Source organism: Flavobacterium sp. Root186 (assembly GCF_001428525.1).
GTDB lineage: Bacteria > Bacteroidota > Bacteroidia > Flavobacteriales > Flavobacteriaceae > Flavobacterium.
This window is the reverse complement of record NZ_LMHW01000016.1, coordinates 248,464-262,734: the sequence shown is the minus strand read 5'-3', so window position 1 is coordinate 262,734 and position 14,271 is coordinate 248,464. Positions and strand designations below refer to the sequence as shown.

Genomic DNA, 14,271 nt, shown 5'->3' with positions numbered 1-14,271 from the left:
TTGCAATTATTCGCAAAGAATAGGGTAAATGATGGTAATTTATACGAAAAAACGCCTTAATTTTTATAAATCAAGGCGTTTCAGATTGTTAAGAAAAATGTTCTTTATTATTCTTATTTATTCTTCAAAAAGTGGTTTAACAAAAATGAAGTTGAGCTATCGTGACTTTTTACTGTTTTAGAATTAATCTCATCTAAAATTGAATTTGCCAATTGTTTTCCTAATTCAACCCCCCATTGGTCAAAACTGAAAATGTTCCAGATAACACCCTGAACAAAAATCTTGTGTTCATATAAGGCAATTAATGAGCCTAAAGATTTAGGTGTTAATTTTTGAATTAAAATGGTATTGGTTGGTTTATTTCCGGTGAAAACTTTAAATGGTCTTAAGTAAGAAGCTTTGTCTGCAGATAAACCTTGTTTATCAAATTCAGCCTGAACCTGAGCTTCAGTTTTTCCATTCAATAAAGCTTCAGTCTGAGCAAAAAAGTTTGACATTAATTTATCGTGGTGATCTTCGTTTCCATAAAGCGGTTTTACAAATCCGATAAAATCTGTTGGAATCAATTTTGTTCCCTGGTGAATTAATTGGAAAAATGCATGCTGCGAATTTGTTCCCGGTTCTCCCCAGATAATAGTTCCGGTTTGGTAATTGACCGGTTTTCCGTCACGGCCAACACTTTTCCCATTACTTTCCATAGTTGCCTGCTGCAAATACGGAGCTAATTTTGATAAATATTGTGTATATGGAATCAAAGCTTCACTTTCGGCACCAAAGAAATTGTTATACCAAACGCTTAATAAAGCTAAAATTACCGGAATGTTTTGGTCAAATTCTGCCGATTTAAAATGCTCGTCTGTTTCATTTGCTCCAACTAATAATAGGTTATAATTATCAAAACCAATTGCCAAAGCAATGCTTAAACCAACAGCGCTCCATAGAGAAAATCTTCCGCCAACCCAGTCCCACATTGGGAAAACATTGTCTGGATTAATTCCGAATTCAGTTACTTTTTGAATATTTGTTGAAACTGCCACAAAGTGTTTTGCAACATCTTCCTGAGAAGCTGATTTCAAAAACCATTCTCTGATAGTTTCAGAATTTGATAAAGTTTCCTGAGTTGTAAAAGTTTTAGAAACAATTAAAAACAAGGTTGTTTCAGGATTCAGTTTTTTAATAATCTCGTTTACGTGATCGCCATCAACATTTGAAACGAAATGCGTGTTCAAATGATTTTTGTAAAATTGTAAAGCTTCAACCGCCATAACCGGACCAAGGTCAGAACCTCCAATTCCAATATTTACAATATCTGTAAAAGCTTTTCCTGTAAAACCTTTTCTTTCTCCCGAAATAACTTCGTTTGTAAAGTTTTTGATTTTATTTTTTACTTCATAAACTTCTGGAATTACGTTTTCTCCATCAACATTAATAATTGCCGATTCCGGAGCACGCAAAGCCGTATGAAGAACAGCACGATTTTCAGTTTGATTGATTAATTCTCCTCCAAAATATTGAGAGATTGCATCTTTTAATCCAATTGAATTTGCTAATTCTAATAAAAGAGAAAGTGTTTCCGGCGTAATATTATTTTTAGAATAATCAACTAAAAAATCATTCCATTGTAAGTTGAATTTTTCAGCACGAGCATTATCCTGCTGAAATAATTCCTGTATTGTAGTTCCGTGAATTGCGTTATAGTGGTTTTGCAGATTTTTCCACGCTTCAGTCCCGGTTGGGTTTGTTGTGTTTAAAGCCATTTTTATTTTATTATTGAGATTGTTTTTTTTAGAATCACAAAAATACTGAAATAACTTTTAAAAGGGTAACGCTTCATGATTATATAACAATTAGTTGCGAAAACGTTTTATGAATCTGCGTTACAATTTTTTCCAGACAACTTCGGCAGTAACTGATTTTCCTCCCTGCGTTGTATTGGTTACAACATATCTAAGTTCATTATTCATCAAAATATAAGTTCGCTTTTGAATGGTTCCTTCCCAGTTTGGAAACGAAGCTGTTTTTATTTTAAAAGTAATAATCTTATTTGCTTCATCAATTTCATATTCGCCAAAGTGCGAATTACTTCCTTGAACAATTGCCGCATTTTCTTCGGGTGTACATTTGTTTTTATCACCCGAAATTATTTTAGATCTTTCATTTTTATATATCTGAATGGCGTAATTTCTTTTTTCATCAAAAAATAAAGTGCCTTTTGGATTTACATCATAAGGAAGGGTTTTTGTTCCGTCAGAATTTTTGTTTTCTACCGAAACCAAAGTCCACGAGCCTAAAAAATCAGATTTTGTTTTTTGTGCAATAGCCGAATTTAAGACTAATAGTAATAATAAGAAAGTTGTGTTTTTCATCTTTAAAATTTTTAATAGTTTACTTTAATAATTTCTCCATTTATAGCTCCTTCAATACTTTTTGTATAAGCTTTTATTAAATCTTCAGCCGGAATGTCTAAAACCTTTGCAGGACTTATTGCATTTATTCTAATTCCTCTTTCTAATTCCAATGAAGCTGAAAGAACAAAACTGTTAATTCCGCCATTTACAATTGCTTTACTGACATTATTTTTAACTGGTTTATCAGCCATTTTTCCTGAAGTAAGTACGAATGATCCATGCTCGTTTAAATATTTTTGCCCAATTAGCACCAGATTTACCTGACCTAATAATTTATTTTGAATACCAATATTTAATTTTTCTTCGTCAAGCGAATGCAAATCTCCCGTATAACAATCGCCCGCAACACAAATACAGGAATCAATATTTTTGACTTCGCTGAATAATTTTTCTATTGAATTTAAATCTGATAAATCGATTTTAAAATCACCGCTGTTTCTTCCTGCCGAAATAATTTCATGATTTTTTGCCAGAGCCGGATTCAGTATTTTACCAATTGTTCCGTTTGCTCCAATTAAAAGTATTCTCATTTTTGTAGATTTTAGTTTGTTATCTGAAACAAAATTAAGAGGTTAGCTTTCGCCGAAAATTGTACTTATTGGTACTAAAATTGTATTTTAGCCTAATGACAAACAAGAATTTATATCTTCCTTTTGAAGTTGATTTTAAAGAACTGGAACAGTTTCCGAAAACAATTCGGAAAAACAATTTCTTTGAATTGATTTATGTGGTTGACGGAACGGGAATTCAGGTTATAAATGATAATAAGTTTCAATATCGAAAAGGAAACCTATTTCTTGTAACACCTCAAGATGTTCATTCGTTTGAGATTACAACGTCAACAAAATTCTTTTTTCTTCGGTTCAATGAATATTATATCAAAGCAAATTCTCAAAACGGACAATCGGAAACTGTTCTCCGAATGGAATATATTCTTCAAAATGCAAGCCACCGCCCGGGATGTATTCTAAAAAATAAAATTGACAAACCTTTAATTGCGTCGCTGATAGAAAGTATAATTCAGGAACAGGACAATCAACAGATTTATCATCAAAAGATTATTGAGCAGATTGTAAATGCCATAATTACAATTGTAGCGAGAAATATTGCTTTAAAACTTCCGAAGAATATTAAAGAAACAACTGGAGAAATGGTTTTGGAAATACTGCATTATATTCAGGAAAATATCTATAATCCAAAACAATTAAAAGGAGAAAAAGTAAGCGAGCATTTTAATATTTCTCTTAATTATTTAGGGAAATATTTTAAGAAACAAACAGGTGAAACGCTGCAAGAATATATTGCAAGCTATAAATTGAGATTGATTGAAGCCAGACTTTTAAATAGCGATATGCGTATTAATGAAATTGCAGACGAATTAAATTTTTCCGACGAAAGTCACTTAAATAAAGTTTTCAGAAAACATAAAGGAATGAATCCGTCGGAATTTAGAAAGAAGTTTTGTAAATAATAATCTTTAAAATTTTCAAGCTTCGGTCAAAGCTGTTTTTTTACAATGTTATTCTAAAGGTTTTGTCTGTTACCAATAAGACAATTGTCAAAATACACACCGTTAAAGAATTATAATAATGATTGTATTCCTGATGTGCCATATGTGTAGTAAAAGCGCCTACTGCAAAAGGGAATAAAAATAATATACCGGCATTTTTATATTGTGGCTGAAAAATTCCGATCAGGATTAGTATAACGCCAAATAATTCAAATACTCCTATAGCAATTGTCCACGTTTTATTAAATCCTAAAGACTGCATGCTTTGCATCATAGATTCTTTTTGAAAAACTTTGAATAGAGATGCGTATCCAAATACGTATAAATAATAAGCGTAACTTAACCAATGAACTGCGATTTTAATTGTTTCCATTTTATGTGATTTTTTATTAAAAAATGTATTTATTAACTTGCAAGAATATAAGTACATACAAAATTGTATGGTACACACAAAATAGTAAGTATGGAAACCAGAAAAGAAAATTCAACTAATAATATCAATGAGATTTATTGGAAAGAAAACTGCGGAATAGCTTTTACGTTATCTGTAATTGGCGGAAGATGGAAAATAAATGTCCTGTCGTTTCTTTTGAATGAACAGAAACTTAGATACAGTGAGTTAAAAACCAGACTTGTGGGGATTTCTGAGCGAATGCTTATTGCAAAGCTTAAAGAATTAGAAAGTGATAAATTGATAAATCGAATCGTTCATCAACAAGTTCCTCCAAAAGTTGAATATGAGTTAACTGAATTGGGCCAGTCTCTTAAGGGAATTCTAGTTATGATGGACGAATGGGGAGAGAAGAATGTTTGAGAATGAGGATAATTTGATTACCAAATTTTCCACCAAGGCTTTTTATTAACTTCAATAGTTTTCTTTTCGATGTTGATTTCGATTCTTTTTGGCTCTTCAGCCTTAATTTTCGAATCGTCAAAAAATAATTCTCCCTTATCATTCATTCCGAGAGGAGATTTTGTTCTTTCTTTCCAGCTTTCCGTTTGTAATTCCGGAACTACAGCCAAATGGATTTTCGCAGCAAATTTTTTTCTTGCTTTTTCTATAATTTCATCTTCCAGATTTGATGATGAATTTTTTAAAAGCGAAATTGAATTGTCTGGAATATTTAAAAGAAAAACCTGTGTTTTGTTATCAATTTTCTGAATATCTAATACTTTAAAGTAAGCAATCGTATCTAAAAGAAAATGACCAATTTTTGCTGAGTCCGGATTGAATTTAGATAAATCTTTGGCATGAGCACTAGCAATTAAATATCTGAAATTGCCAGAAAGTCCGCCGCCAATAGAAGTCATATCTGTAAAGCCTTTTTCCTGAATTATTTGCCCGATTTTGTAATTTGAAATTAAATTATCAGGTAGATCAGTATCTCTGTAATATAGTTTTAAGCCTGAAAAAGTATCATTGTAAATTGCTTTAAGACGGGAATTTTTCATTCGACTTTTGATTTCAGATATTTACAAATTTCCAATACTATCCAACTCTCTTTTCAAAGGTTCGATTTGTTTAAAGAAACGGGTTTTATCATTTCCGGTTAAAGATTCTCCGGTTGGTAAATTTAATCGAAGAGCATCTACCTGAACGCCATTTTTCCAGAAACGGTAACAAACGTGAGGGCCGGAAGCTAAACCTGTACTTCCAACTAAACCAATGGTTTGTCCTTGTGTAACGCGCTGTCCGCGGCGTACTAAAATTCTGGACATGTGTAAATATTGGGTAGAATAAGTTCCGTTGTGTTTTACTTTAACAAAATTTCCATTTCCTGCTGTATATCCGGTTGCTTCTACAACTCCAGATGCAGTTGTTGAAATTGGAGTTCCGGTTGGAGCCGCATAATCAGTTCCTTTGTGCGCTTTCCAGGTATGCTGCACAGGATGAAATCTATTCATAGTAAATCTAGAAGTGATTCGGCTGAATTTGATTGGAGTTTTTAAGAAGAAGTTTTTCAGTGTTTTTCCTTCATCATCATAATATTCTATTTTTCCCGAAAGCGTGTCTTTTTCGAAAGGAAATGCATAAACGATTTTTCCTTTATATTCAAAGAAGGCTGCTTCAAGATCTTCAACACCGTCGTATGTTTTTCCGTTTATAAAGCGTTCTGTGAAAATTAAACCGTAACGATCACCTTTTTTAAGTTTGAAGAAGTCAATAGACCAAGAGAATACTTTTGTAATTCTGCTGGCAAGTGCAGTTTCTACATCTTCATCTCCTAAAGTTTCAGATAATGATGTTTTTAAAACGCCGCCAATGATTTTTCTTTTTAAAGTAACCGGTTTTATTTTTTTATACGCTTTTGCAATACTGTCTCTTATGTCGATTACATAATAAGTTAAAGCGTCTGGCTGATAAATAAAAACCTGAAGATTATTTGTTTTATTTTTTGAACGAAGCAATATAAAAGGTTTGTTGTAACGAATAGTTCTTACGTCAAAAGTATCTTTGACCTGAGCTACTATATCAAACACTTTTTTGTCACCGATATTTTGACTCTGTAAAATAGATCCAAAAGAATCTCCTTTGGAAATTGTATCATTAACAACATTAAAATCAGCGTAATTAAAACCAAACTCAACCTTTTTGGTTTTTGGTTTTGTAATTTTAATTTCAACTTTTTCCTCTGTTTTATTACATGAAAATATTGAAAATAATACTATTATAATTACGAATGCTTTTTTCAAACTCTTAAATTTTTTTTAGGAAACTAAATTTGATCTATTCATTTCCCCAATTGGACAATTCTTCTTCGGTCCACAATTTAGGAAAAAAGATGCGTCTTTGGTATTTTGGATGCATATATTTTTGCCAGTCACTTCCGCCGGTTGCTTCGCCGTTGCCTTTTCCGCTTTCTAAGATGTATTTTCTTGCAGTATTAAGGTGCTGCATAACCCAGGTAATGTTCACCGTTTTGTCGTAATGACGCATTGCATGGATTAATTCTTGATTTTGCTGGTCTTCGATAGGCAATTGTGTGAATTTCTGCCAAATGTTTTTAGTCTTAAACGTAGACATTTGTCTCAAAAACTGGACTTTATATTTATTTTCGAATTCCTGAAGTAAATATGATTTTTCGCCAGTATGATAATCTTTTCCGGCAGCCTGCCAGTAAAGGTGTTCAAAAGTAGTTTCTAAATCGGTATTTTCGTCAAAGTCTGCTTTGTATCTTCTGTCTGTTAAATTGATAACATCTGTCGAAGCAAATTCAATCAGTCGGTATTGCGCACTTTGAAATCCGCTTGCAGGAGTAAGGGTATTTCTGAATTTCATATATTGATCAACTTCCATTCCGTTTTCCATAATACTGAATGAATTGGTCAGCATATCAAAATAGCGTGTAATTCTTGAAAGTCTTTCGCTGAAAAAATCAACCTGAATATTTTGTGTATCTGCGATTTGATCGATTTCCCACAAAATCATTTTAAATATAAGTTCATTAACCTGATGATACATAATAAATACCATTTCGTCAGGAAGCGTGGTGCGTTGTATTTGTAAATTTAAAAGAGCATCTGTTTGAATGTAATCCCAATACGTAATTGGTTTTGACCAAAGTAATCCTTCTAACTGAACATCAGTTTTTTGGTTTATTGCTTGAAATTTAAGGTCAATTTCTTTTAAAATTGATTCTGAATGATCAGTAGGGTTCATTATTTTTTAACTTTAAATGGATTTTTCAATCCTTTATATTCATCAAGATCTGCTTTTAGAGATCCGACAGCCAAATCCGCCTTAATTCTAATCGGAACTTTGTTGTCGTCATCTGTAATCCAGAGTGTTAAGCTTTCTTTTTCTTTAAAAACTCTTCCTGTTTGTACAAGTGGTTTAAAAACCATTGTAGAAACCGTCCCAAATTTAGTTGTAATATCTTGACGGCCTACATATTTTAACTTAAATTTTGTGATTTCATCGTCAAAAAACATGTCAATCGTAATCGATTCGCCAGATTTTAATTTATCAATATTTGGATGGTTTCTTAAGAAGTAAAAAGACGATACGATATCTTGCACATTGTCAGTAATTACGATCGTTTTTTCAGTCTTTCGTTTATAATCTTTTACTAAAACTCTATTGCCGCTTTGGTCAAAAAAACCTTCCTGATTTTTAGTGTAACCACCTTCATCAATTTTTCTCACAAAGCGATAAGGATTTCCATTTTCCTTGTCAAAATAACTTTCGTATAAATCTTCAACCTTGAAGAAAAATTTTGACATTCCTGTTGTATATCCTTTACCTACAGCGTGATGAACTTTTTTATTATTTATTGTGGCATCTTTTACTTCAAGAGTTGCATAGCCGGCATTTACGATTCCGTAATGAATCCTAAATTTAAAATATTCTCCAGTGTCAAAAGCATCTTCTTTTTGAGAATCGAAGGCAAGTGTCGTTAGAATTAATATAGCGAGGATGAACTTTTTCATAGTACAATTTTTACATTTCATTATAAAGATAAATAAATGCAAATTCTATTCCAAATGTACTAAAACAAAAAAACTCAGTCAAGGATGACTGAGTTTTTATGCTATTAACTAACCAAAAAACTATAAATTATGAAATTTATATCAATTCAGAAGGAAACCACCCCTTCTTGATTTGCGAGTGCAAAGATAGATAGAAAGTTCAAAAAATAAATAGCAAAAGTCAAGTTTAACATAACATTTGCATTAAAATCAACGTTTTACAGAGAATTTTTCTGCATAATGCAAAAATAATGCATTTTTATAGAGTTCCTCTCAATTCCTGTTCTCTTTCAATTGACTCAAAAAGAGCTTTAAAGTTACCTGCACCAAACCCTTTTGCACCCATTCTTTGAATAATTTCGAAGAAAAGTGTAGGTCGGTCCTGAACAGGCTTAGTAAATATTTGTAAAAGATAACCATCTTCATCGGCATCGACCATGATAGCAAGCTTTTCAATTTCGTTTAAATCTTCTTTCATCATATCCATATGAACCCCTAATCTTTCAGGAATTGCTTCATAATAGGTATGTGGAGGAGCTGATAAAAATTCAACACCGCGTGCTCTTAATTGTGATACTGTTTTAATAATATCATCTGTAGCAATAGCGATATGCTGAATTCCAGGTCCGCCATAAAAATCTAAATATTCTTCAATTTGTGATTTTTTCTTTCCTTCAGCTGGTTCGTTGATAGGGAATTTAATTCTTCCGTTTCCGTTTGACATTACTTTACTCATCAATGCAGAATATTCTGTAGTAATTTGTTTGTCATCAAAAGATAAGAAGTTTACAAACCCCATTACGTCTTCGTAAAATTTCACCCAAGTATTCATTTCATTCCACCCCACATTTCCAACCATGTGATCAATATATTTTAATCCGGTTGGTTCAGGGTTATAATCCGATTTCCATTCTTTATAGCCTGGCAGGAAAATACCATTGTAGTTTTTTCTTTCTACAAAAATGTGAACCGTTTCTCCGTAAGTGTAAATTCCTGAACGAATAACTTGACCGAATTCATCTTCTTCAACAGTTGGTTCCATGAAAGAACGTGCACCGCGCTTCATAGTTTCTTCGTAAGATTTTGTAGCATCTTCTACCCAAAGTGCTGCAACTTTTACACCGTCACCATGTTTTTTAAGATGTTCGTTGATTGGAGAATCTGCTGTTAAAGGTGTAGTTAAAACAATTCTGATTTTGTCTTGTTTCAAAACATAAGATGCTTTGTCTTTTACTCCGGTTTCTAATCCGGCGTAAGCCAATGATTGGTAACCGAAAGCCGTTTTGTAATAATGTGCAGATTGTTTTGCATTCCCTACATAAAATTCTACATAATCTGTTCCTAATAATGGAAGGAAATCTTGTGCTCCTTCAAATATTTTTTCTAATCCGTATTCTACTGATTTAACTTCTTTACTCATGATGTTTATTTGTTTAATCGGTTAATCGTTTATTTGATTTGCCGAAATGTTTTTTAAGATTTGTTTTTTTTTAACCGCAAAGTCCGCAAGGATTTTACGCAAGGTTCGCAAAATTATCATAGCGATCTAACCGTAAAATCCTTGCGGACTTTGCGGTTAGATCGATTCCAATAATTACTCCGTCCAAGACTTGTAGTATTTCCCATCATCAAGACCCATAGCTTCTTCTGTAACCATAAGAGGCCTGAAAGTATCAACCATAACGGCTAATTCCTGGGTTTCTTTGTGACCAATACTGCGCTCCATCGCACCTGGTGCGGGACCGTGCGGAATTCCTTTTGGGTGTAAGGTGATATGACCCTGCTCAATATTATTACGACTCATAAAATCGCCATCTACATAATACAGTACTTCGTCAGAATCTATATTGCTGTGATTGTAAGGCGCCGGAATCGCTTTCGGGTGATAGTCGTAAAGTCTGGGGCAGAAAGAGCAAACGACAAAAGTTGCCGTTTCAAATGTTTGATGCACCGGAGGCGGTTGGTGAACACGTCCCGTTATAGGTTCGAAATTGTGAATAGAAAATCCGTATGGGAAATTATATCCGTCCCAGCCCACAACGTCAAAAGGATGTGTTGCATAAACCACTTCGTGAATCATGCCTTCTTTTTTGATTTTAATTAAAAAATCACCTTTTTCATCGTGTGTTTCCAATTCGCTTGGCAAAATAAAATCACGCTCACAAAATGGAGAATGTTCTAAATGCTGCCCAGACTGGTTTTTATATCGTTTTGGAGTATAAAATGGAGAATAAGATTCTACGTAAAATAGTCGGTTTTCATCCGTTTCAAATTCGATTTGGTAAATAATGCCACGCGGAATAATCAAATAGTCACCATATTCAAACGGAATATTTCCTAACATGGTTCTTAATTTTCCTTTTCCTTTATGAATGAAAAGCATTTCATCAGCATCGGCATTTTTGTAGAAATAATTTCGAAGCGATTCTTTTGGAGCTGCCAATCCAATAATACAGTCTTTGTTGACTAACATGGCTTTGCGGCTGTCTAAAAAATCATTTTCCGGTTTTAATTCGAAGCCTTTAAAAAGAAGTGACTTTATGTTTTTTCCGATTGCAATTTTTGGTTCAACCGAATAAGAATTTAAAATTTCTTTAACCTGCGTTGGTCTGTGAACATGATAAGATAGAGACGAATGTCCGTGAAAACCTTCTGTTCCAAATAACTGTTCGTAATAAAATCCGCCGTTTGGTTTTTCGAATTGGGTGTGTCTTTTTTGAGGGAAATCCCCAAGTTTATGATATAGTGGCATGGCTTTTTCAATTAGATAATTTGTAAATTAGATAATTCGAAAATTTGAATTGCATAGTAAATAACCAGTTCAACTTTTCAATTGACTAATTATCTCAATTCGATAGAGGCATTACTCAGGATTTCTCTTGATAAGAAATTGAAGATACTCTAATAAACCTGTCCAATTTGTTTTCATTATGACAAATGTCGTAATTTTTATTGATCAAAATTACATATTATATTATTTATAACATAAAATATTTATAAAAAATCAGAATTAAAACATAAATCCGATACTGAACCAGGTAAAGCTTTTTGACATTTCAGGAGACCATGATTGTTTGACCTCGATTGGGCCAATAATAGTTTCTAATCCATAACCTAAAGCATAACCAGAATATTTGGGCATTGAAACCCAATCAACAGTAGTGAAAATATCATCGCCAAGATTGGCAAAATTTGCCGAAAAATTCACGTGGTTCTTTTTAAAAATTTCATAATCTAAAGTAATATCCGTTTTTATAAAACTATTTCCGGCAATACTTAAAAAATCATAACCATAAAAATAATTGAAATTGTTGATTTTGTTGTATCCAAAACCTCCTAATATAAAATCGAAAAAAGGAACGCTGTCACTGCCAATATTGAATCCGGCATCTGCTCCAATTTTAACGGTTGCTCTCCTGAATACAGTTTTGGCAAGAGCAATCTCTGCCTTTGCAATTGAGAATGGCGTAAACTTATTAGTATAATCTGAAGATGCCAGATAAGTTTGAAGATCTGTAGAAAAATACAATCCGGAACGCGGGAAACTTTTACTGTCGAATGAATCGTATTTTAAATAAGCAAACGCACTAATATAACTGCTTTTATCAATTATATTTTCTGTATTTGAAAGTGTTGGCGAATTTATTTTAAGGTATTTATATTCTAAACCTCCGCCCATTAAAAACTTTTGGACAAAAATAGTTTGAAAATACGCCTGATTACTTAAATCTAAGAAATCAACATTGATCAAATTTACATTTGGGTTTTCTGCTACCAGTCCGCTCAAACTCATTGTCACATTTCGGTTAAACTGATTTAATCTTGAACGGAAACCAAAGCTGATATTAAAACCATTTTCGACATAATAGTTTAAATCGTATCTAAAATTATCTCCCAAAATAATGTCCAGCGAAGTAACATCATTTTTTAAAAATGTTTTTTTATGAGTAAGATTTAATAAAACCGCACTTTTGTAAAGCCCGTCATAATGAAGTCCGAGTTTTAAAAAAGTCTGCGTTGGATTTTCTTTTAAAACCAAATCTAAATCATCCTGGCCTTCATTTGGCTGTAAACAATACGAAATCGTACTAAAGTTTTGAGTTGCATTCAAATTGTTTATTCCGGTTTTCAGATCATCATATGTAATCGTGCTTCCGGGTTTAAAACGAAGTTTACCGCGAATATATTCTTTGGTGTAATTGTCTAATCTGTCACTGTTTATTTTCTTGATTTCAATAGTATCTGTAGCAATTTTTAATTTGGGTTTTTTATAAAAATTGTCTTCATTAACCAATGATTTTATTTTTTCGTAAACTGCAAAAGCAGCTTCTTCACCTTTTCGGATTATTTCTTCTCCTCTGTCAAATGAAATTACACCAAAATCACGAATATCCGGTTTGATATAAACATCGGTATCCTTTATTTTGTTTTTCATTTTATCTATGGATTGCAGATTGGTTATCTGAACCAAAATTCGAGTAGCATTTTTCAGGTTTTTTCGTTTCATTAAATCATCCTGTACATCAACACCAATAATAATATCGGCACCAAGATTACGAACTTCTTTAATTGGGTAATTGTTTACAACACCGCCATCGACTAATAAATTTCCGTCGATTTCAACCGGAGTAAACAGGGAAGGAAAAGCGGCACTCGCCATCATGGCCTGAACCAGATTTCCTTTATTAAGTAAAACTTCTTCACCGGTTTCAATATTGGTTCCAATACATAAAAACGGAGTTGGTAATTTATTGAAATCACGAACATGACGAACGTTTCTCGTTAAACTGCTCAACAAATTATAATTGTACATTCCTTTTGAAAGTGCTTCGGGAATGCCTACTCTGAAATTACTAAATGGTAAAACGATCGCATATAATTCATCATTTTTTTTACCATAAAAGTTTTTTGAGGAACGCGGTATATAATCGTTTATTAATTCGTCGAAATTGGTTCTTTTGAAAATCGAATCAATCTGTGCAGCGTTGTAGCCAGAAGCATAGAGTCCACCAATTACAGAACCCATACTGGTTCCCCCAATATAATCAATTTTGATTCCGGCCTCTTCCAAAACTTTTAAAACGCCAATATGCGCAAAACCTTTGGCGCCGCCGCCGCTTAAAACCAAACCAATTTTAGGTCTTTTTACACTGTCTTGTTTTACTTGCGAAAACGAATTTTCCGGAAGAATTAAAAACGAAAAGAACAACAATGCCGCGCTCCAAATGGTTCCGATAGTTCTCGGAACGGAAGAAAATCCTATTGACTGGTTTTTTGAAATTAACAGCTTGTTGAGGCGCATAAAAAATAAGTAATTGGTTTTGTAAAAGTCGGCATTTTTTTCGGCTTTACATTAGATTTATCTTAATATGATTGTGTTTTTGAAAGTATTAATTTTTTGTTTTTATCGTATTTCCAAACATCCGTATGATTTCTTGCACCGCCTCTGCAGCTTGATGTAAGTGTCTTTGTAATTTTATCAATTTTTACATCGCAAAACATATCGCATTTAGGGCTAAAATTGGACGGAAAATTTAAATTGTCAAATTGTTTTGTCTTCGGATTAAAAATAAAAATCTCATAAATCGTATAAACTCCCATTCCGTCATCAGTATGAAAAGAAGCAAAATCTGTAAAACCGTCAAAATTATAATCGTTGATTTCTAAATGAGAAGATTTTCCTGTAATGGAAGCTTCAAGATTATTAATGATTTGAACTTGTTTGGTTTTAGAATTTTTTATTTTCAATGTTTGAAAATCGTCTTCAAAACTTACTTTAAATTCACTTTTATCTTTTTGTACAACCGAAATTTCATTTTGGCTATATGAAATAGAAAAAACAAGCAATAAACAAATATGTAAAAAGCCTTTTTTCAAAATGAA

Annotated in this window: 14 protein-coding genes; 2 read left to right on the top strand and 12 right to left on the bottom strand. The window is 32.7% G+C overall.

Translation table 11 applies throughout. The features are described from left to right. Nucleotides 1-113: 113 nt before the first annotated feature. The 3 genes from pgi to ASD98_RS21810 form a co-directional block, all read right to left on the bottom strand. A complete protein-coding gene (gene pgi / locus ASD98_RS21820) occupies nt 114-1,757 on the bottom strand; it encodes a glucose-6-phosphate isomerase (RefSeq protein ID WP_056208798.1) in 1,644 nt (547 codons plus the stop codon). 120 nt (nt 1,758-1,877) lie between these two features. After that, nucleotides 1,878-2,366, bottom strand: a complete 489-nt coding sequence (locus tag ASD98_RS21815) for a lipocalin-like domain-containing protein (protein WP_056208796.1) — start codon at nt 2,364-2,366, stop codon at nt 1,878-1,880. An 11-nt stretch (nt 2,367-2,377) separates the two neighbouring features. Further along, entirely contained in the window at nt 2,378-2,938 is a 561-nt protein-coding gene (locus ASD98_RS21810) for a short chain dehydrogenase (protein WP_056208793.1), read from the bottom strand. Nucleotides 2,939-3,033: 95 nt separating this feature from the next. Here ASD98_RS21810 and ASD98_RS21805 point away from each other — a divergent pair, with 95 nt between their 5' ends. Further along, complete coding sequence (locus ASD98_RS21805; RefSeq protein WP_056208790.1) at nt 3,034-3,879, top strand: AraC family transcriptional regulator; 846 nt, start codon at nt 3,034-3,036, stop codon at nt 3,877-3,879. Nucleotides 3,880-3,919: 40 nt separating this feature from the next. On the opposite strand, the gene ASD98_RS21800 is transcribed toward ASD98_RS21805, so the two are convergent. Next, entirely contained in the window at nt 3,920-4,291 is a 372-nt protein-coding gene (locus ASD98_RS21800) for a DoxX family protein (protein ID WP_056208787.1), read from the bottom strand. 90 nt (nt 4,292-4,381) lie between these two features. Here ASD98_RS21800 and ASD98_RS21795 point away from each other — a divergent pair, with 90 nt between their 5' ends. Next, on the top strand, nt 4,382-4,732 hold the full coding sequence (locus ASD98_RS21795) for a helix-turn-helix domain-containing protein (protein WP_056208784.1): 351 nt from the start codon (nt 4,382-4,384) through the stop codon (nt 4,730-4,732). Nucleotides 4,733-4,749: 17 nt separating this feature from the next. On the opposite strand, the gene ASD98_RS21790 is transcribed toward ASD98_RS21795, so the two are convergent. The 8 genes from ASD98_RS21790 to ASD98_RS21755 form a co-directional block, all read right to left on the bottom strand. Next, nucleotides 4,750-5,370: a hypothetical protein gene (locus ASD98_RS21790; RefSeq protein WP_056208781.1), complete on the bottom strand. Its 621-nt coding sequence runs from the start codon at nt 5,368-5,370 to the stop codon at nt 4,750-4,752. 21 nt (nt 5,371-5,391) lie between these two features. After that, nucleotides 5,392-6,612: a peptidoglycan DD-metalloendopeptidase family protein gene (locus ASD98_RS21785; protein WP_056208776.1), complete on the bottom strand. Its 1,221-nt coding sequence runs from the start codon at nt 6,610-6,612 to the stop codon at nt 5,392-5,394. 34 nt (nt 6,613-6,646) lie between these two features. Next, complete coding sequence (locus ASD98_RS21780) at nt 6,647-7,579, bottom strand: tryptophan 2,3-dioxygenase family protein (RefSeq protein ID WP_056208773.1); 933 nt, start codon at nt 7,577-7,579, stop codon at nt 6,647-6,649. Continuing rightward, nucleotides 7,579-8,349 (bottom strand): DUF3108 domain-containing protein, encoded by a 771-nt coding sequence (locus ASD98_RS21775; RefSeq protein WP_056208771.1) that lies wholly within the window; start codon nt 8,347-8,349, stop codon nt 7,579-7,581. Before ASD98_RS21775 ends, ASD98_RS21780 begins: the two co-directional genes overlap by 1 nt. A 298-nt stretch (nt 8,350-8,647) precedes the next feature. Next, on the bottom strand, nt 8,648-9,808 hold the full coding sequence (gene hppD / locus ASD98_RS21770) for a 4-hydroxyphenylpyruvate dioxygenase (protein ID WP_056208766.1): 1,161 nt from the start codon (nt 9,806-9,808) through the stop codon (nt 8,648-8,650). A gap of 174 nt (nt 9,809-9,982) precedes the next feature. Then, nucleotides 9,983-11,140 (bottom strand): homogentisate 1,2-dioxygenase, encoded by a 1,158-nt coding sequence (locus tag ASD98_RS21765; protein WP_056208763.1) that lies wholly within the window; start codon nt 11,138-11,140, stop codon nt 9,983-9,985. Nucleotides 11,141-11,398: 258 nt separating this feature from the next. Beyond that, nucleotides 11,399-13,690, bottom strand: a complete 2,292-nt coding sequence (locus tag ASD98_RS21760) for a patatin-like phospholipase family protein (protein ID WP_082577908.1) — start codon at nt 13,688-13,690, stop codon at nt 11,399-11,401. A 62-nt stretch (nt 13,691-13,752) separates the two neighbouring features. Continuing rightward, nucleotides 13,753-14,265 (bottom strand): hypothetical protein, encoded by a 513-nt coding sequence (locus ASD98_RS21755; RefSeq protein WP_128414871.1) that lies wholly within the window; start codon nt 14,263-14,265, stop codon nt 13,753-13,755. Nucleotides 14,266-14,271: the final 6 nt, after the last annotated feature.